The 19,161-nt window shown below is 62.0% G+C and carries 17 protein-coding genes; 10 read left to right on the forward strand and 7 right to left on the reverse strand.

Annotated elements, in window-relative coordinates; genetic code table 11:
• Nucleotides 1-840 precede the first annotated feature (840 nt).
• The 5 genes from AC1DV9_RS13860 to AC1DV9_RS13880 are packed head-to-tail and all read right to left on the reverse strand — an operon-like array spanning nt 841 to nt 5,669.
• Nucleotides 841-2,220, reverse strand: a complete 1,380-nt coding sequence (locus tag AC1DV9_RS13860; RefSeq protein WP_477948469.1) for a dipeptidase — start codon at nt 2,218-2,220, stop codon at nt 841-843.
• Nucleotides 2,217-2,963, reverse strand: a complete 747-nt coding sequence (locus AC1DV9_RS13865) for an SDR family NAD(P)-dependent oxidoreductase (protein ID WP_477948471.1) — start codon at nt 2,961-2,963, stop codon at nt 2,217-2,219. Before AC1DV9_RS13865 ends, AC1DV9_RS13860 begins: the two co-directional genes overlap by 4 nt.
• Nucleotides 2,960-3,976 (reverse strand): ketopantoate reductase family protein, encoded by a 1,017-nt coding sequence (locus tag AC1DV9_RS13870; protein ID WP_477948473.1) that lies wholly within the window; start codon nt 3,974-3,976, stop codon nt 2,960-2,962. Before AC1DV9_RS13870 ends, AC1DV9_RS13865 begins: the two co-directional genes overlap by 4 nt.
• Nucleotides 3,973-4,674, reverse strand: a complete 702-nt coding sequence (locus tag AC1DV9_RS13875) for a creatininase family protein (protein WP_112444628.1) — start codon at nt 4,672-4,674, stop codon at nt 3,973-3,975. Before AC1DV9_RS13875 ends, AC1DV9_RS13870 begins: the two co-directional genes overlap by 4 nt.
• A 14-nt stretch (nt 4,675-4,688) precedes the next feature.
• Nucleotides 4,689-5,669: a GntR family transcriptional regulator gene (locus tag AC1DV9_RS13880; RefSeq protein ID WP_477948475.1), complete on the reverse strand. Its 981-nt coding sequence runs from the start codon at nt 5,667-5,669 to the stop codon at nt 4,689-4,691.
• Nucleotides 5,670-5,871: 202 nt separating this feature from the next.
• Between AC1DV9_RS13880 and AC1DV9_RS13885 the strand changes: the two genes are divergently transcribed.
• From AC1DV9_RS13885 to AC1DV9_RS13910, 6 genes are all read left to right on the forward strand, one after another.
• Nucleotides 5,872-7,449, forward strand: coding sequence for an ABC transporter substrate-binding protein (locus AC1DV9_RS13885; RefSeq protein WP_477948477.1), 1,578 nt, complete (start codon nt 5,872-5,874; stop codon nt 7,447-7,449).
• 79 nt (nt 7,450-7,528) lie between these two features.
• Complete coding sequence (locus AC1DV9_RS13890) at nt 7,529-8,467, forward strand: ABC transporter permease (protein ID WP_477948479.1); 939 nt, start codon at nt 7,529-7,531, stop codon at nt 8,465-8,467.
• Entirely contained in the window at nt 8,464-9,312 is an 849-nt protein-coding gene (locus AC1DV9_RS13895) for an ABC transporter permease (protein ID WP_477948481.1), read from the forward strand. The genes AC1DV9_RS13890 and AC1DV9_RS13895 overlap by 4 nt, the downstream gene beginning before the upstream one ends.
• On the forward strand, nt 9,309-10,316 hold the full coding sequence (locus AC1DV9_RS13900) for an ABC transporter ATP-binding protein (protein WP_477948483.1): 1,008 nt from the start codon (nt 9,309-9,311) through the stop codon (nt 10,314-10,316). The genes AC1DV9_RS13895 and AC1DV9_RS13900 overlap by 4 nt, the downstream gene beginning before the upstream one ends.
• The gene (locus tag AC1DV9_RS13905) at nt 10,313-11,320 is read left to right on the forward strand and encodes an oligopeptide/dipeptide ABC transporter ATP-binding protein (protein ID WP_112389500.1); all 1,008 of its coding nucleotides are present in this window, start codon (nt 10,313-10,315) and stop codon (nt 11,318-11,320) included. The genes AC1DV9_RS13900 and AC1DV9_RS13905 overlap by 4 nt, the downstream gene beginning before the upstream one ends.
• A 12-nt stretch (nt 11,321-11,332) precedes the next feature.
• Nucleotides 11,333-12,847, forward strand: coding sequence for a carboxypeptidase M32 (locus AC1DV9_RS13910; RefSeq protein ID WP_477948485.1), 1,515 nt, complete (start codon nt 11,333-11,335; stop codon nt 12,845-12,847).
• A gap of 3 nt (nt 12,848-12,850) precedes the next feature.
• On the opposite strand, the gene AC1DV9_RS13915 is transcribed toward AC1DV9_RS13910, so the two are convergent.
• Together AC1DV9_RS13915 and AC1DV9_RS13920 are read right to left on the reverse strand one after the other, a co-directional pair.
• Nucleotides 12,851-13,765, reverse strand: a complete 915-nt coding sequence (locus AC1DV9_RS13915; protein ID WP_477948487.1) for a proline iminopeptidase-family hydrolase — start codon at nt 13,763-13,765, stop codon at nt 12,851-12,853.
• 53 nt (nt 13,766-13,818) lie between these two features.
• The gene (locus tag AC1DV9_RS13920; protein WP_477948489.1) at nt 13,819-14,601 is read right to left on the reverse strand and encodes a LuxR family transcriptional regulator; all 783 of its coding nucleotides are present in this window, start codon (nt 14,599-14,601) and stop codon (nt 13,819-13,821) included.
• 121 nt (nt 14,602-14,722) lie between these two features.
• Here AC1DV9_RS13920 and AC1DV9_RS13925 point away from each other — a divergent pair, with 121 nt between their 5' ends.
• From AC1DV9_RS13925 to AC1DV9_RS13940, 4 genes are read left to right on the forward strand one after another with little or no spacing between them, the layout of a single operon-like run.
• Nucleotides 14,723-15,613: a proline iminopeptidase-family hydrolase gene (locus AC1DV9_RS13925; RefSeq protein WP_477948491.1), complete on the forward strand. Its 891-nt coding sequence runs from the start codon at nt 14,723-14,725 to the stop codon at nt 15,611-15,613.
• A 51-nt stretch (nt 15,614-15,664) separates the two neighbouring features.
• The gene (locus AC1DV9_RS13930; protein WP_477948493.1) at nt 15,665-16,603 is read left to right on the forward strand and encodes an ABC transporter permease; all 939 of its coding nucleotides are present in this window, start codon (nt 15,665-15,667) and stop codon (nt 16,601-16,603) included.
• Nucleotides 16,600-17,451, forward strand: a complete 852-nt coding sequence (locus AC1DV9_RS13935) for an ABC transporter permease (RefSeq protein WP_112389505.1) — start codon at nt 16,600-16,602, stop codon at nt 17,449-17,451. Before AC1DV9_RS13930 ends, AC1DV9_RS13935 begins: the two co-directional genes overlap by 4 nt.
• On the forward strand, nt 17,448-19,157 hold the full coding sequence (locus AC1DV9_RS13940) for a dipeptide ABC transporter ATP-binding protein (protein WP_477948494.1): 1,710 nt from the start codon (nt 17,448-17,450) through the stop codon (nt 19,155-19,157). Before AC1DV9_RS13935 ends, AC1DV9_RS13940 begins: the two co-directional genes overlap by 4 nt.
• Nucleotides 19,158-19,161 lie beyond the last annotated feature (4 nt).

Consider the following 19,161-nt stretch of genomic DNA (forward strand, 5'->3'; position numbering starts at 1 on the left):
TTTCGAATCTAGATTGCCGGCAATCAGTCCTAAAACCGCCTCCAGTCATCTCCCTCCCTCCTGCATCCGGTTCTCCGGTTTCGGACGCAATGCGGCGGTCGGTTTGGCGGCCGATCCGTCGGAAACTGAACGTCCGATGCCATCTCTTTTGGTGATTGATCTTCGCAGCATGAAGCTAATGTGATAGATTTACGCAGTTGGTGATGACTTTTCACAGGAGGGTCTAGGCCGAGCGACCCAAGTTCGCGACAATACTATTGGGTTAATGGCCTACGCACTGTGTGAATGATTTTCACGGACGTCCCTTGCCGGACCGGTAAGAACCGGCCGGCTATGCGGCGATCATCTCAAGGTTCGATTTGTCCTGGTTCCTGATGCTGCGCCTGGGGCTGCATCTCGGCCTTCATCAGAAAAACCTGCGACAATTGCTCGTCTGACCGCGCGGGCATTTCCCGACATCGGACGCTCTCGGCTCTGCTGAGCAGGGCACAGGGATCGTGAATCGGCATTATGGCTCCTCTTTTATCCCCCTTATATCAGATTGGACCGTTTCAAAACCTCGCAACGTGGAAAACTTCGAGCGGAAACAAAGCGATGGCGCGAAGACAAGGGTGAGGATTTTTATCCGCGTTTTGTTGAGTTGCGCGCAACATCGCTCTGCCCATATGGAAATTTAGACTCTGGGATCATATCCTGGTTTTATGAGAATTCAGGGCCATCGGGTGAAGGCCTGTCGCCCAAGCGGTCGTACGTGCCGAGGCCAGCACAGCGAGAACAATCAGTGGAAGCACGAAGACAAGTCCCGTCAGTTAGCGGAGACTGGGAGCGCCGGGCGGCGCGTCAATTGTTTTTCGCCAGGGCCAGTCGCCGCAGCAGCATGGTCCAGGCCCGCATGCCGAGCTTGAAATTCGAGAGCCGGAAGAATTCGTTCGGCGCGTGATAGTCCTCGTCGCCCGTCGAGAAGGAGAAGAAGATCGCGCCACAGCCGAGATGCTGGCGGAAGGCGCTGCCGATCGGGATCGTAGCGCCCATCGCAACCCGCAGTGGTTTCTGGCCGAGCAACTCGCCCAGGACCTCTTCCGAAATCTTCAGCGCCGGCAGGTCAGGATCGACGAAATCGGCTTCGCTGCCCGGGCCGTGTCGATGCACCGCGAGCTGGAAACCCTTCGGCAAGTGCTTCTGCAGATGACGGGTGATCGCCGCGATCACCACATCCGGCTTCTGCCCTGCAACGAGGCGGCAGGTGATCTTGGCACCGGCCGTGTTTGGAATGACGGTCTTGGTACCCTTGCCCTGATAGCCGCCCCAGATGCCGTTGAACTCCAGCGTCGGCTCCAGCCACTGGCGGATCAGCAATTCGCGGCCGGTATCGATCGGATCGCCACTGGCAACGCCGATTTCCTGGTAATAAGCGGCGCTGTCGAAATTCGACGCATCGATTGCCGTCAGGATGCGCGGATCGGGCGGTGTGACGCCGTCGAGAAAACCTTCGACGCTGACCCGGCCATCCGGCCCGTGCATCGAGGCCAGCAGCGCCGACAAGGCAGCAATCGGGTTTGGCGCGCTTCCGCCGTGACGGCCGGAATGCAGATCCTTGACGGCACCGGTCACCGTCACATCCAGCGCCGCGAGGCCGCGGCTGGCGACTGTGATCGACGGCTTGTCCGGCCGCCACATGGCGCCATCGGCCGAGAGTACGAGATCGCAACGGAGCCTGTCGCGGTATTTGGCAAGCGTCGGCGCAAAATGCGGGCTGCCGGATTCCTCCTCGCCCTCGATCAGCACCTTCAGATTGACCGGCAACCGCCCCTCGACGCGCATGAAAGCCTCGGCAACGAGGATCGGGATCAGCAGAGGTCCTTTGTCATCGGAAACACCACGGGCATAGAGCCTGCCATCGCGCTCGTCGGGCTCGAAAGGTGGCGTCAGCCATTTGTCCAGCGGGTCCGGCGGCTGGACGTCATAATGTCCATAGACGAGATAGGTCGGCAGGTTCGGATCGGCGATGATCTCGCCATAGACGGCCGGATGGCCGCTGGTTCCCAGCATCTCAACGGAGGCAAAGCCGGCCTTCTTCAACCGCTCCGAGACAAAGGCGGCTGCGTGACGGATGCCTTCGATGAAAGCCGGATCGGTGCTGACGCTCGGAATGCGGCAGAAGGCCTTAAGGTCTTCGACGGCCGCCGGATAATGCTCTTCCAGATAGGCCTCGACGCTCATTTGCCGCCGTCCACGCTGATCACCTGGCCGGAAACCCAGCCGGCATAATCCGAGGCGAAGAACATCACCATTGCGGCAATGTCTTCTGGCACGCCGAGGCGCTTCAGGGCGATGTTCTGCAACAGCCGTGCCTGCCCCTCCTCGCCCATCGCGTCCCATTGGAGTTCGGTCGTCGGATTGGAGCGGACGAAGCCGGGGGCGACGTTGTTGACGGTGATGCCCCACGGGCCGAGTTCATGCGCCAGCTGGCGCGTCAGTCCGATCTGCCCCGCCTTGGCGCTGGCATAGGCCTGGATGCCGGTCAGCGAAATGCCGAGGCCGGCGCCGCTGGAGATATTGATGATCCGTCCCGACTTGCGCTTTTTCATGACAGGCGCGACTGCCTGCGACATGAAGAAGGCGCCTGACAGATTGACGTCGAAGATCGTCTGCCAGTCGCTTTCCGAGATTTCCTCGATCGGCCTTCCGACCTGACCGCGCACACCGCCGGCATTGTTGACGAGGATATCGACATCGCCGAACTTCGGCACCAGCGCCTGGACATCGGTGCGATTGCCGACATCGAGCACATGAGCGGTCGTCCTGTCGCCGCAGAGCTTCATCGTTTCGGCAAGGCCCGCCCCGTTGACGTCGCAGACATGGACACGCGCGCCGCGGCTCGCGAACCCTTGCGCGATCGAGCGGCCGAAGCCGTGCGCCGCACCGGTGACGACAACTGTTTTTCCATCGAAGGAGATGTTCATGCCACCCTCGCAAGCTCTTCGATATTGTCCATCGAAAGCGGCCGCTTGCCGTCCTCGATCTCGTGAATCATCTCGATGACGCGGGCCGCAAGCGGTGTCGGAACGCGCGATTCTTCGCCGATCTCGACGACCGGCAGCACCTGCGCATCGACCTCGGTCTTGCGCTTGCGCACCGCCAGATCGCGCCAGATGCCGGAATGGGACTTGGCCGATTTCCGATTATGAACAGACATATCGTCGAAGGATTTGTCCGTCTGCTCGGGCGTTGCCAGTGGCCCGAACGCGGCCGGATGAAAACCGTCAAAGGCTTCCGGGCGGATATTGTTGATGGCGGCGACCGTCGCCACTTCGAGCGCCAGTTTGCGCAAGACCGGGCGGGCAATCGGATCATCCAGCACGTCGGCGATGCTATCATTAGTCAGCGCGGTGCCGAACAGCAGCGCACCGTAGATCAGCTTGCCCCAGAGGAAGCCCCAGATGTTGTTTGTGATCAGCGCCCTCGGCTCGAACTGTTTCATCAGGTCGTAGATGTCCTCGGCGCGATCCGTAAACCGCCCGTCGAGTTCGCCGATCACCACGGCGCCGTGGCCGCTATATTGCACGACGCCAGGCTCCAGATAGTCGGCGCCGAAATTGACGAAGCAGCCGATCACCCGGTTTTCGCCGGTGATGCGCGAGATCACCCTTTCGTTGAGGCCGTTCTGCGCCGACACGACGTAGCCGTCGGAGGCCAGATGCTGGACCAGCATCTTCGCCGCCGCTTCCGTGTGATGCGCCTTCACGCACAGGAATGTCCTGCCGTAGGTGCCGGTGAGTTCCTCGGGCAGATAGGCCTTGGCCTGCACGACATCCTCGAAGATCGGACCGACGATCTTCAGCCCCTTGGTATTGATGGCATCGACATGGTCCTTGACGTTGTCGACGAACATTACCTCGTGGCCGGCCCGGAGAAAGGCGGCGCCGAGCGTGCCGCCGATGGCGCCAGCGCCCCAGATCAGGATTGGATCACTCACGCCCAGCCTCCCTCGAGAAGCGCGCGCGTCTCTTCGACCGCCACATTCCATATCACCTGCATTTCCTCATCCGGCCGCTCGTAATAGCCGCCGAAGTTGCCATCGCCGAGATAGGCCTTCACCGCATCCGGCGGCATCACCCGCATGCGGGCCAAATCGATCATCGGCTTCTGCTGCGTCGGTTGCTTGACGCCTTCGAGACGCGTCCAGGGGAAATTCTCCATCCAGGAGGCATGCGAGGCGACCGTATCGATCTCCTGCACCTTGGCGAAGGTCTTCGGCGAGTTCCACCAGTTGTGGAATTTCACCGCAGTATCCGGATTATCGGCCATCCACTCGATCGCCATGCTGCCCGCCGGCTGGTTGCCGCCATGGCCGTTGACGATCAGGATACGGCGAAAACCCTGCAGCCTGAGGCCATCGAGAATGTCGCGCACCAGCCGGATATAGGTTTCCTGGCGGATGCTGATCGTGCCGGGATAGGAGAGAAAGTACGGCGTAATGCCATAGGCAACGACCGGGAAGACGGGAATGCCGAGCGGCGCTGCCGCATCGGCCGCGACCTTCTCGGACAGGATGGAATCGACCGAAAGCGACAGGCCGGCATGCTGCTCGGTGCTGCCGAGCGGCAGGATCGCTCGGTCATCGGTCTTCAGATAGGCTTCGATCTGCTGCCAGTTGGACTCCGATACTCTCATCGCATCTGCCTTTCCTAGACCTTCGCGTCGGCTTCGTTCCGTCTCGGGCTTTCCTCGCCCTGCGCCTGCACGTGGGCCGCGCGGATGATCGGCACGATCACCCGTTCGATATCGGCAGTATCGGGGGCATGGCGGTATTCGATGGCCTGCACGCCCTCGGGCAGCAGGCCGGTGACGCTCTCGGCGCCGGATGCATAGATGACGACGGAGACCTTCGAGAGCAGATCTTCCAGTCCCGTCGCCTCCAGCGTCGTCGCGGTGATTTCGCTGACATGCGGGGCGAAGCGCTGCACGCCAGTCTTCATGATCGGCAGGAAATCCGGGAAGCGCGAAATGACAGCGATCGAGGCCAGTGAATCCAGCGAAGCGAGCGCCCGGCGCGTCTCTTCCGACGGCGTAAAGCTGATCGTCACCACCTTGGTATTGGCGACCAGTGTCGCCACTTCGCGGTGGCGGTTGGCGAAAGTAACCGCAAGATCGGCAGAATTCGCACGTGCCTTGGCCGCCGGGTCGCGCTCGATCGCCGAGACCGTCAGCGGTTCAACCGTCACATCACGGCCGAGGCGCGCGGCGATGAACCGTGCATAGCTTGCCGTCGCGTCCTGAAAAATGCCGATCATGACGATCCGCAGCCGCGGACCGATGCTGTCGCGGTAAAACGCCCTTGCGTTGACGAGTGACACCAGATCGGCGGTGCGGATGCCAAGCCGCTGGCTCTCGTCGATCAGCTGGTCGATATGCAGATGCAAGTCGCTGGTATCGGCGCGGGCTGCCAGCCGTGCCTGGTGACTGTCGCTGACGAAAGTACCGGAACCGGGGCGCGTATCGATCAGGCCCGCAGCCTTGAGATCAGCATAGACCTGGCTGACCGTCATCGGCGCCACACCGACCTTCTCGGCCAGCTCTCTCACCGAAGGCAGGGCCTCGCCGGGCGCCAGTTCGCCGCAGGCGATACCGTATTCGATAAGCCCCTGAAGCTGCGTGCGCAGAGGCACTGGCAAATCCCGGTCGATGAAGAAATCCATGAAACCCGTTCGGCTAGCTGTTCTATTTATATATAACGGTTAGCTCGAAATCCGCTTGCAGGCAAGTGAAGCGTCTTAGGGTTGCCGCATAAAACTGGTTGACAGTCATTTTGCTGCGTGAAATCGTTATAGACAATAATAACAGTCATACCAAATACAAAAGGGGAATGCCATGAGAATGATCACTCGGGCGGCCATTGCCGCTGCAGTTCTACTGAGCACCGGTGTGTCTGCATTTGCCCTGGAGCGGGGCGGCACGCTGTCCTATGGCCGTTATGCAGACAGCCTGTTTCTCGATCCGGTGCTGAACGACGCCAATGTCGATATCTGGATCCTCTCCAACCTCTACGACACGCTGCTTCTGCCGACGGATGACGGTAAGGGCGTTCAGCCGGGTCTGGCCAGCGCCTATAAGCTTGCTGACGACGGCATGAGCGTGACGCTGACGCTGCGCGACGGCATCAAGTTCTCCGACGGCACGCCGATCACGCCGGAAGACGTCGCTTGGTCGCTGAAGAGAGCGTCTAAGAAGGACAACGGCATCTGGGGCTTCATGATCGAGTCCATCGATGATGTGACGACGGAAGGCGACAAGACCGTCACTGTCAAGCTCAAGCATCCCGATCCCGCCATCCTGGCAGCGCTGACCGTGTTCAACACCGGTATCCTGCCGAAGAAGACCTTCGAGGCCTCGGCCGGCGCGACCGAGGAAGAAAAGGCCAAGGCCTTTGCCGAGCATCCCGTCGGCTCCGGCCCGTTCATGCTGAAATCCTGGGATCGTGGCTCCAGCATGAAGCTGGTGCGCAACGAATACTACTGGGGCAAGGGCGAGGACGGCAAACCGCTACCGTATCTCGACGGTATCGATTTCGAGCTGATCCCCGATGACGCCACCCGCATCCTGAAGCTGACATCGGGCGAGATCGACGGCGCCGAATTCATTCCCTACTCCCGCGTAGAAGAGCTGAAATCGGCTGGCAACCTCGACATGGAGCTCTTCCCCTCGACGCGCGTCGAATACATTACGCTCAACGTGCGCCCGCAACTCGCTGGCAAGGACAACCCGCTGTCCAACGTCAAGGTTCGCCAGGCGATGAACTATGCCGTCAACAAGGATGCGATCATCCAGATCGTCACCCATGGCGTCGGCACGCCTCAGACTTCCTACATGTCGACGGCCACTCCGCTGCATGTCGGTGACAAGCCGCTCTATCCCTATGATCTTGAAAAGGCGAAGAGCCTGATGAAGGAAGCCGGCTTCGAAAACGGTTTCTCGACCAGCATCCTCGTGCTCGCCGGCAACCAGGACGAAGTCGGGATCTCCACGGCGCTGCAGCAGATGTGGGCGCAGATCGGCATCAAGCTCGAGCTGCAGCAGGTCGACAACCCGACTCGCACCCAGCAATATCGCGACGGCACCTTCGTGATGCGCAACGCCGCCTGGACCGACGATATCGCCGATCCGAACGAAATCACCTCCTACTTCGTCTATTCCAAGACGATCGATGCATTGCATACTGGCTGGAAGAACGATGAGGCCGACCAGCTGTTCGAAGCGTCGCAGAAGGAGATGGATCCCAAGAAGCGCGCCGAGCAATATGCGAAGATGCAGGAGATCTACAACGATCAGGGGCCGATCGTTTCGCTCTACGAGACACCCTATCCGGTCGCTCTGAGCAAGAAGGTTCACGGCTTCCTGCAGATCCCGCTTGGCAACAACATCTTCGCCAAGACCTGGAAGGACAAGTAAAGCCCGACCCAGCCTGCTGCGCGGGCCTCAGTGCGAGGCCCGCGGCCTTTTTCGACTAGAGGAAGACCAGGAGCGGCTATTGCCCCTTTTCAGTTTTATTGTCCGCCGCATATTGCAGATGATCCCGACGGTGATCTTCATCCTCATCGTCACCTTCGTTCTTGTGCGCCTGCTGCCCGGCGATCCGGCCAGCGCCATGATCGGCGACCGCGCCCTCGATGCCGATGTCGAGCGCATCAACCGGCAACTCGGCCTCGACCAGCCGCTGCCGATCCAGTTTCTATATTACGTCGGGCGCATTTTCACCGGTGATCTCGGCAACTCGATCGGCCTCAAGGTCTCCGTCATGTCGCTGATCCTGCAGCGCCTGCCAGTCACCCTGATGCTCACCCTGATGTCGGCAGTGATCGCCCTCGTTCTTGCTGTGCCGCTTGCCTTCGTCGCGGCGCTGAAGCGCGAGCAGCTTCCCGACAGCATCATCCGCGGCACTTTCCAGGTCGGCCTGTCGATGCCGGTCTTCTATGTCGGCATCATATTGCTGACCGTATTTGCCGCCCAGCTGAAGATCTTTCCGGTCGGCGGCTATGGCCAGACCATCGGCGACCGCCTCTATCATCTCTTCCTGCCGGCGCTGACGCTGGCACTGAGTTTTGCCGCCGTGCTTATGCGCAATCTGCGCGCCTCGATCATCGGCGTCATGAATGCCGAATATGTCGACTTCGCCACCGCCAAGGGCCTGCGCTCGCGCGTGATCCTCACACGCCATATCCTGCGCAATGCGCTGATCTCCACGGTGACGCTGTTCGGCCTGCAGATCGGCTCGCTGTTCGGCGGCGCCGTCATAACCGAGACCGTCTTTGCCGTCCCCGGTGCCGGCCGCCTCTTGATCGACAGTATCTACGGCCGCGACTATCCGGTGCTGCAGGGCCTGACGATCGCGCTTGCCATCCTGGTGTCGCTAACCTTCCTGGTCACCGACATCGTCCAGGCCTGGCTCGATCCGAGGATCGCCAGATGAGCGCCGAAGCGGCCAAAGCCGCACGCCCCGCGCTCCGCTGGCGCAAACTTCCCCGCTCGTTGATCTCCGGCGGCATCATGCTCGGTCTCAGCCTGATCGTGGCGATCTGGCCGTCGCTCTTCGCCCCCTACGATCCCGTCGCATTCGACTACAACGCGCTGCTAAAGCCGCCGAGCTGGGCGCATCCCTTCGGCACTGACAGCTTTGGCCGGGATGTGCTGTCGCGCGTCATCCACGCCTATACGCTCGATATGCAGATTGCCGTCTTCGCCACCATCGGGCCGTTCATCTTCGGCACCATCATCGGCGCCTTCATCGGCTATGTTGGCGGCATCTGGGAGGCGATCTTCGGCCGGATCGTCGATGCGACGATCACCTTCCCGTTCCTCGTCCTTGTCATCGCCATAGTTTCGGTGCTCGGCCCCGGTCTCGGCAACATGTATGTCGCCGTCGGCGTCGTCGGCTGGGTCTTCTATGCGCGTCTCGTCGCCTCCGAAATCAAGGTGCAGAAGCGGCTCGATTACGCCGACGCCGGCAGGGTCATGGGCTACGCGCCGCTGCGCATCGTCTTCCGTCATCTGCTGCCGAACGCCATCACCCCGGCAATCGTCTACTGGATGACCGACATGGCGCTCGCCATCCTGCTCGGTTCCAGCCTTGGGTACCTAGGCCTCGGCGCCCAGCCGCCGGCGGCCGAATGGGGCGTGCAGATCGCCGACGGCAAGAACTTCATGAACACCGCCTGGTGGATTTCGGTCTTCCCCGGCGTCGCGATCGTACTCACCGGCCTCGGTTTCAGTCTGGCCGGGGACGGTGTTGCCGAACTGTTGAGGGTCAGACGATGATGGGCGCAGCCAGCGAAAACAGCGGGCTGATCGTCCGCGGCCTGACGACCACCTTCGATACCCCGCTCGGCCAGGCGATTGCTGCCGCCGATGTCGATTTCGACGTGGCGCCCGGCGAAGTCGTCGGCCTCGTCGGCGAATCCGGCTCCGGCAAGAGTGTCACGCTGCGCTCGATCATGCGACTGATCCGTGAGCCCGGCCATGTCAGCGGCCGTGTCGAGTGGGACGGGCGCGATCTCGTCGCGATGCCGGCCGAGGAACTGCGCAAGGTGCGTGGCGGCGAGATCGCCATGATCTTTCAGGAACCGATGACAGCGCTCAACCCCGTATTGCCTGTTGGCGTGCAGATCGAGGAGAACCTCGTCGCCCATACGACGCTGAATGCCCGCGATCGCAAGGCGCGCGCCCTCGAACTGATGAACATTGTCGGCATCCCCGCCGCCGAGCGGCGCCTGCAGGAATATCCGCATCAGTTCTCCGGCGGCATGCGCCAGCGCGCCATGATCGCCATCGCGCTTGCCTGCTCCCCCAAGCTGCTGCTCGCCGACGAGCCAACGACGGCGCTCGACGTCACCATCCAGGACCAGATCCTTAAACTGCTGCTTGATCTGCGCGACCGTCTGTCGATGAGCGTCGTGCTCGTCACCCACGATCTCGGCGTCGTCGCCGCCACCTGCGACCGGATGGCGGTGATGTATGCCGGGCGGATCGTCGAGACCGGTACGGTGACCGATGTCTTCAGCAAGCCGCACCATCCCTATACGCGCGGACTTCTGGGTTCCGTGCCGCGCTCCGGTGCATCGCGCACCGTGCTGCAATCGATCGAGGGCACGCCGCCGAGCCTCACCAACCTGCCCGATGGATGCGCCTTCCATCCGCGCTGCACCTTCGCGACCGACCTCTGTCGGAAGGAACGGCCACCGCTGGAAACGGTTGGCGCGCCCGGGCGCGCCGTCGCCTGCTTTCATCACAGCCAGGTGGCGGCAGCGGAGGCCATCCTGTGAACGCGACCCTCCCTATCCTGTCAATCGACGGCATTTCCAAGCGCTTTGCCGGTCCCTACTCGCTAACGCGGCGCCTACAGGGCAAGCCGCCGCTTGCTGTCCAGGCACTGCGCGACGTGACGCTCGAAATCCATCGCGGCGAGACGCTCGGCATCGTAGGTGAGTCCGGCTGCGGCAAATCCACCCTCGCCCGCTGCCTCGTGCGGCTGCACGAGCCGGATGGCGGCGCAATCCGCTTCGAGGGGGAGGATATCGCCCGCCTGCGCGGCGGTGACCGGCGCGCCTTCAACCGCCGTGTGCAGATGATCTTTCAGGATCCCTACGGCTCGCTCAACCCACGCATGACCGTATCGCAGATTTTGGGTGAAGCGCTTTCGGTCCATAAGATGCGTCCGAAGGCGGAAATCCCACACCGAATCGCCGAACTGCTGGAACTGGTCCGGCTGCCGCAGGATGCGGCCGCCCGCTACCCGCACGAATTCTCCGGTGGCCAGCGCCAACGCATCGGCATCGCCCGGGCTCTTGCTGTCGAGCCTGAGGTAATCGTGGCGGACGAGCTGGTCTCGGCACTCGATGTCTCGGTGCAGGCGCAGGTCGTCAATCTGCTGCTGCAATTGCAGGAACAGCTGCACTTGACCGTCGTCTTCGTCGCCCATGATCTGAGACTGGTGCGCCATATCTCGCATCGTGTCGCGGTGATGTATCTCGGACAGGTCGTTGAGGTCAGCACTTCGGAAGCTCTCTTCACCGCCCCGCGTCATCCCTATTCCAAGGCGCTTCTCGATGCCGCACCCGAGCTCGATCCATCGCGCCGCACTCGCACGGTTGCCGCGCGCGGCGAACTGCCGAGCCCGCTCGACGTGCCGCCCGGCTGCGCCTTCGCCAGCCGCTGTCCGCACGCCTTCGACCGCTGCCGGGTCGAGCGCCCGCTTTTGACACCACGCGGGCTTGGCCAGCTGGCCGCCTGCCACCTCGAGGATTTCGGCGCAGCTCCGGCGCAATAAGGATTTGAGACGATGACCTATGCCAGCTTCGAAAGCGAAATCGCCAGGATCAACGACGTGCTCTGCGCCGTGAACCTCTTGACCTGGGATGCCCGCACCATAATGCCGCCGGGCGGCGTCGATGCCCGCGGCAAGCAGATCGCCACGCTGGTCGGGCTCGCCCGCGATCTCGCGACCGGCGACCAGCTCCAGCGCGCCATCGAGGATGCCCGCTCAGAGCTCAAGGGGGCAGCATACGGCGATCACCGCAAGCTGGCGGTCGAGCAGGCGGCCGAGGCGATCGGCACTCTCGCGCGCATCCCGGCAAAACTGGTCAGCGACGCGGCCGAGCTGAAGACCGTTGCCCAGGCTGCCTGGAGCAGGGCCCGCGCCGCCAATGACTTCGCGGCCTTCGCGCCAATGCTGGAACGGACCATGGAGATGCAGCGCGAGATCGCTGCGTCCATTGGCTATGCCGAGCATCCCTATGATGCGCTTGTCGGCACCTATGAGCCCGGCATGACCTGGTCGCGACTGCGCACACTCTATGGCGAACTGGGTGATGGCCTGCGGTCGCTGCTCGAACGCGCCAGGGAAGCCAAGGTCCGCTCCGAAATTCTCGAGCGTTCCTACCCCGTGGACAAGCAGCGCGCCTTCTCCAGCCTGATCTCCAGCCGCTTCGGCTATGACTTCAACCGCGGCCGCCTCGACGACACGGTCCACCCCTTCGAGATTTCCTTCACCCGCTCGGACGTGCGCATCACCGGTCGCTTCCGCGAGACCTGGCTGCCCGGCGGCCTCTTCGCCGTCTGGCACGAGGCCGGGCACGGCATGTATGAGCAGGGCATCTCCGAAGAGTTCAGCCGCTCCGTCTTCACGACCGATTTCGTCAATCTCTACGCCGTCGGCGGCACCAGCTTCGGCACGCATGAATCGCAGTCGCGCCTCTGGGAAAACCGCGTCGGCCGCTCGCGCCGCTTCTGGGAACTGAACTTCGCCGATCTGCAGAAAACCTTCCCCGATCAACTCGCCGACGTGATTGCGGAGGACTTCTGGCGGGCCGTCAACGCTGCCCGCCCCGGCTTCATCCGCGTCGAGGCTGATGAGCTGACCTATGACATGCACATCATGCTGCGCTCAGAGATCGAGGCCGGACTGATGGCTGGCGAAATCCGTGTCGGCGATCTTCCCGCGATCTGGCGGGAGAAGATCAAGTCCTATCTCGGCCTTGAGGTGCCCTCCGATACGCTCGGCGTCCTGCAGGACGTCCACTGGTCCTCAGGCATGGTCGGCTCCTTCCCGACCTATACGATCGGCAACATCATGTCGTCGCAGTTCTTCGCCGCCGCGAGCAAGGAGAAGGCGATTGCCGATGGGCTGGAGACTGGCGATTACCTGCCTCTGAAGACCTGGCTAAACGACAATATCCATCAGTTCGGCCGCTCGAAGAGCGCCAGCCAGCTGCTGAGGGATGCCACGGGATCGGACCTCTCGACCAGGGCCTATGTCGCCGACCTCGCCCGCAAGGTCGACGATCTCACAGCCTGACGGTCAGTCGTATTTCGACAGGAAGCCGGAGACGGTGGCGAGGCAGAGCTCCTTTTCCTCGACATGCGGCATATGGCTGGAATGCTCGAAGAGCATCCATTCGCATCCCTTGACGCGGTCGACATAGGGCTTGACGACCAGCGGCGTCGCCTCGTCGTATTTGCCTGATATCAACAGTGTCGGCGCCTCGATCAGCGGCAAGCGATCCTCGATCGTCCAGTCCTTCATCGTGCCGATGACGTGGAATTCGGTCGGGCCGTTCATGTTGCGATAAACGGTATTGTCCTCGTCCATGGCCGCGAAGGTGCGGGCCACATCATCTGGCCAGGGCGTGACGCGGCAGACATGCCGGTCGTAGAAGACACGCGAGGCGGCAATATATTCGGGGTCAGTGATCGTTCCTGCTTCTTCGTGCTTCAGCAGCGTATCCTGCACATCCTGCGGCAGCTCTTCGCGCAACCGGTTGGCCTCGGCGACCCAGGTATGCATGTTGGCCGGCGAATTGGCGACGACCAGCGCCTTCAGGCCTTTCGGCTGACGAACCGCATGTTCCGCGCCGAGCATGCCACCCCAGGACTGGCCAAGGAAGGCGTAGCGGTCCTGGATGCCGAGATGTTTCAAGAGCGCATCGAGTTCTTCGAGGAACAGCGCCGGCGTCCAGAAATCCGGCCCCTTGTCCGGCAGGCGCGTCGAATGGCCGTTGCCGAGCTGATCGTAATGGATCACCGCGCGGCCATCGAGGGCGGCGATGCCCTTGAAGGAATCGACATAGTCGTGTGTGCAGCCCGGGCCACCGTGGGCAACGACGAGCGGCAGCTTTCCGCTCTCGAGCGAACCGGTGATGCGGTACCAGGTGCGGTATTCGCGGAAGGGCAGATAGGCTTCTGTCGTCTGAACGGCGGCCACTGGCGTCTCCATCTGGGGGCAATGATGGAAAAAGCATAGCGTCGCCGCAAAGCCGAAGGCAGCTATCAGAAGTTATAGGATGGACGCTCGTCGAGAAGCCGATAATGCGTGGCGCGCACGACCGCCTGTGTACGGTTGCGGGCGCCGAGTTTCTTGGCCGCGGCGTTCAGATGCATGACCACCGTCGGCACAGAGCGGTCGATGATCCGTGAGATCTCCTTGGCCGATAGTCCCTTCGCCGAATAGCGCAAACATTCCCGCTCGCGCTCCGTCAGCCGGACCTTGCCGACGCTGCGCGCCTCGGCATCGAACAGCGAGAAGGCCGCCTCGTGGAAGACATGGGCCAGCAGGTTGAAATCGGCGATATATCGCAGGGCATGCCGCTCGAAATCGCCGTTGGCGCCGTAGCGGATCCCGGTCACCGTCGCATAATCTCCGCCCGGCATGTGGACGGGTACAGTGACGCCCGTCGACATGTCCCGTTCGCTCAGATAGCGCGTCACAGGCGCTGTGTCGTCGCTCATAAAGCGGCTGATCGGCGTGTCGGCGTCCGCGTTATAGTTCCAATAGAATGGGGCGGAGGTGCGCAACGCCACCTGCTGTACCGGATCGATGCGGAAATAGCCGCGGTCGAACCAGTATTCCCGCATATCCTCGGAAATGTTGCGCAGCTTCAGCAACGAGGGGATCATCACCGCGCCGTCAAGATCATAGGGAACCGGCGTGTAATCGTAGATCAGCGCCTCGAAGCCGAGCTGCTTCATGGCCTCGAAAACCTGGTCGATCCGCCCCTCCAGGGTTTGGTGGGCTGAGAATTGCCGTCTGATCGTGCCGATCTCGTCAAGCATGGCAGGCTCCATCGGTGGCTCACACCTATCACTTCTTATAGCTGGCAAAGAATGCGGTTTAAGATAAAAATTTAGCCATGCCCAATTATTGAGCAAGCGAAATCTTCTGCCGGAGCGGTCAATGTGGCGTGAAATCGAGCCTGAGGCGCGACATGAAATTGAGGTCGACGGCCATAAGGTCGTCGCCTACAGCTTCGGCAGCGGAAGCGAAACGGTTTTCTGCCTGAATGGCGGCCCCGGCCTGCCCTGCGATTATCTCCGCGAAGCCCATTCCTGCCTCATCGACAAGGGCTATCGCGTCGTCGCCTTCGACCAGCTGGGCACCGGCTCGTCCGATCGCCCAGCAGATCCGTCACTCTGGACGATCGGCCGCTATGTCGAGGAGACCGAAACCGTCCGCAAGGCGCTCGGCCTCGGCAAGGTTCACATGCTCGGCCACTCCTGGGGCGGCTGGCTGGCAATCGACTATGCGCTGACTTATCCCGAAAATCTCCAGACGCTGATCCTCGAAGATACTGTCGCCGACATGCCGCATCTGATCCTGGAGCTGGAGCGGCTGCGCGCCGCGCTCGGCCCGGAAACGGTGTCGATGATGCAGAAGCACGAGGCGCAAGGTACCTACAATCACCCCGAATATCTGGCTGCCATCACGATCCTCAACTATCGCCACGTCTGCCGTCTTCCGGAATGGCCCGCGCCGGTCCGCCGCTCGCTCGACGACTGGAACATGGGTCCCTACGAGACGATGCAGGGCCCGAACGAGTTTCTCTATATCGGCAACCTGAAGGACTGGAACCGCATTCCCGATCTGTCGCGGGTGACCGTGCCCGTTCTGATCACCACCGGCGAGCATGACGAACTGACGCCGGCCTGCGCGCTGCGGATGAAGCTCGCGCTGCCGAATGCCGAACTCAAGGTCTTCGCCAATGCCAGCCACATGCCCTTTTACGAGAACCCGCAGGATTATTATCCGGCGCTCACCGATTTCCTGTCGCGGCATGGGGCAAGCTGATGCAGTGTAGGGAGATCGAAGCCCGGCCAAGACAGGGGGGCCAGCGCCGCCATGCATCGTTATAAATTCATATTGACCCGTCCATTTCAGTTTCTGCCTGTTATTTTCGGCATTAGCGTTATCACTTTCATTCTCGTGCGCCTGATCCCCGGAGACCCGGCCCGCAATATTCTCGGCACCCGCGCCACACCGACCGCCCTTGCCAATATCCGCGCCCAATACGGCCTCGATCAGCCGATGTGGCTGCAATATTTCTACTTCCTGAAGAACCTCGCCAATGGCGAGATGGGCAGGTCTATCCTCTACAAGATCGACGTCCTGCCGCTGATCGCCACCCGCATCGAGCCGACGATAGCGCTGGTGCTGACCAGCGTCATCTTGTCGATCCTGATCGCTGTGCCGATGTCCGCGATCGCCGCCCGCAATGCCGGCGGTGCGCCCGATCATGCGGTGCGCGTCATCTCCACCTTCGGGATCGGCTTTCCGCCCTTCTGGCTCGGCCTGATGCTGATCATTCTCTTCAGCGTCGAACTCGGCGTCCTGCCGGTTTCGGGCTACGGAGCCACGCTCGGCGACAAGCTTTCGCATCTGATTCTACCGGCATTAACTGTGGCCTTGTCGCTGTCGACGGTGCTGACCCGCAGCCTGCGCTCGGCGATGATCGAATCCCTGAAGTCCGACGTCGCGACCGCGGCGCGTGCCCGCGGCATGCCTGAAAGCATCGTCTTCTGGCGCCATGTGCTGCCCAATTCTCTGGTGCCGACCATCAATCTTCTCGCCGTCAACATCGGCTGGCTGATCGGCGGCACCGTGGTGGTCGAGAGCGTCTTTGCGCTGCCCGGTATGGGCCAGCTCCTGGTCCGCGCCATCTTCTCGCGTGACTACATGGTCGTCCAGGGCGTGGCCATGACTTTTGCCTGTGCCACCGTCCTCGTCAATTTCCTGGCCGACATCGTCACCGTCGCCGTCGATCCGCGGGTAAAGCTATGAGTATCGGCACTCTTTCCCCACAACCGATCGCCTGGCGCCGCTTCTTCGGCCGCCGCCTGACGCTTGTGATCGGCGCCGGCGTTCTGCTGTTCTTTCTGCTGCTGGCAATCGGTGCACCCATCATCGCGCCCTATGACCCGATCCTGCAGAATGCCGATGCGCGGCTGCAGTCGCCGTCACTGGCGCATCTGTTCGGCACGGACAATTTCGGCCGCGACATCCTCTCGCGCGTCATCTGGGGCACCCGCATCGACCTGCAGATCGCTGTGATCGGCGTGCTATTTCCGTTCCTGATCGGCACGACGGTCGGCACCATCGCCGGCTTCTTCGGCGGTATCGTCGATGCCATCTTCATGCGCATCGTCGATATCATCCTCGCCTTCCCGTTCCTGGTGCTGATGCTGTCGATTATTGCCATCCTCGGGCCGGGGCTCAGCAGCTTCTATATCGCCATGGCGCTGGTGGGCTGGGTTTCCTATGCCCGCCTGATCCGGGCGCAGATGCTGGTACTGAAGAGCTCCGACTATGCGGTTGCCGCCGTCAGCCTCGGCTTCAGCCGGTTCAGGATCATGTTCCGTCACCTGCTGCCGAACGCCATTACGGGTTCGATCGTTTTCTCGATGTCGGATGCCACGCTGGTACTGCTCAGCGGTGCGGCGGTCAGCTATCTCGGCCTCGGCGTACAGCCGCCCCTCGCGGAATGGGGCGTCATGGTCGCCGAGGGACAGAGCTTCATCACCACGGCATGGTGGATCACGCTCTTCCCCGGACTTTCGATCGTGTGCCTCGCCTTTGGTTTCAGCATGCTGGGTGATGCGCTCGGCGAACTTCTTGGAGTTCACGAATGAGCGCCTCGGTCCTTTCCGTCCGCGACCTGACGGTCAAGGTCCATCTCGACGGCGGTACGCGCACCCTGATTGACGGTGTCTCCCTCGACCTTGCCAAGGGTGAAATCCTCGGCCTCGTCGGCGAAAGCGGCTCCGGCAAGAGCCTGCTTTGCCGCTCGATGGTGCGGCTGATGCCGTCGTCGCTGATCAAGATCGAGCAGGGTACGGTCCTTCTCGAGGGCCGCGATCTGACGGCGGTCAGCGATGCCGAAATGCTTCAGGTACGCGGCGGCGAGATCGGCATGATCTTCCAGAACCCGACGAGCCACCTGGACCCGGTGATGCGCATCGGCGACCAGATTGCCGAAGGCATCCGCTATCACCAGCGGCTTGGCGCCAGGCAGGCGCGAGCCGCTGCCGTCGAGATCCTGACCCAGGTCGGCTTTCCCGATCCGATAAGGCAATATGACAGCTATCCGCACGAATTTTCGGGCGGCATGCGCCAGCGCGCCATGATCGGCGTGGCGCTCTCCTGCAACCCGAAGATTCTGATCGCCGATGAGCCGACGACGGCCCTTGATGTGACGATACAGGCACAAATCCTGAAGCTGCTGCTAGAGATACGCGAAAAGCGCGGTCTGTCGATCATCCTCATCACCCACGACCTCGGCATCGTCGCCCAGACCTGCGACCGCATTGCCGTGATGCGCAACGGCAAGCTTCTGGAACAAGGCCCGAAGCGGACGATCCTGTCGCGGCCGCAGGATCCCTACACGATCAACCTGATCAACAGTCATCCCTCGATGCCCGACGAGGCGGCTTCGCCGGCAACCGCAGCCGCGCCCGCGCAAGCAACCGTCCGGCCGCTGCTCGAAATCGATGATCTGCATGTGCGCTTCAGGATCGGCGGCAGCCTGTTCAAGGCAGGGAACAAAACAATCAGCGCCGTAGCCGGCGTCTCGCTTCGCGTGATGCCCGGCGAAACAATCGGTATCGTCGGGGAATCCGGCAGCGGCAAGAGCACGCTGGCCCGCGCGGTCCTTGGTCTCACCCCGATCTCTTCTGGCCATGTTTCCTTCGACGGCATCAACCTGGCGCAGCAGCGCACGGCCGGTCTCGCCAAGCTGCGCCGCGAGGCGGCCATGGTCTTCCAGGACCCCTATAACGCGCTGAACCCGCGTCTCACCGTCGGCCAGATGCTGGGCGAAGTGCTGAAGGTTCAGGGCAAGGTGCCGGCGGCCAACATCCCGGCACGGATCGGCGAGTTGCTCGATCTCGTCGGGCTCGATCGTGAATTCGCCAACCGCAAGCCGCGCAGCATGAGCGGCGGTCAGTGCCAGCGTGCCGGTATCGCCCGGGCGCTGGCGGTCGATCCGAAACTCGTCATCGCCGATGAATGCGTTGCTGCACTCGACGTGACGATCCAGGCGCAGATCATCGCGCTGTTTCGCGAACTGACGGCGAAGATGAACCTGACGCTGATGTTCATTGCCCACGATCTTGCGATCGTCCGCAATCTCTGCGAACGCGTCGTCGTCATGTATCACGGCGAGATCGTCGAGGAGGGCCTCTCTGAAGAGGTCTTCGCCCGGCCGAAACATCCCTATACCGCGGCGCTCATTGCTGCCATTCCCGACATCGATCCCGACAGGCCGCTTCTTGGCGGCTCCAGCGCCGGGGAAGACATGCCATCGATGCCGGTTCAGCCTGCCAAACGCATACCATAACAAA

Source organism: Rhizobium sp. 01L410 (assembly GCF_056400165.1).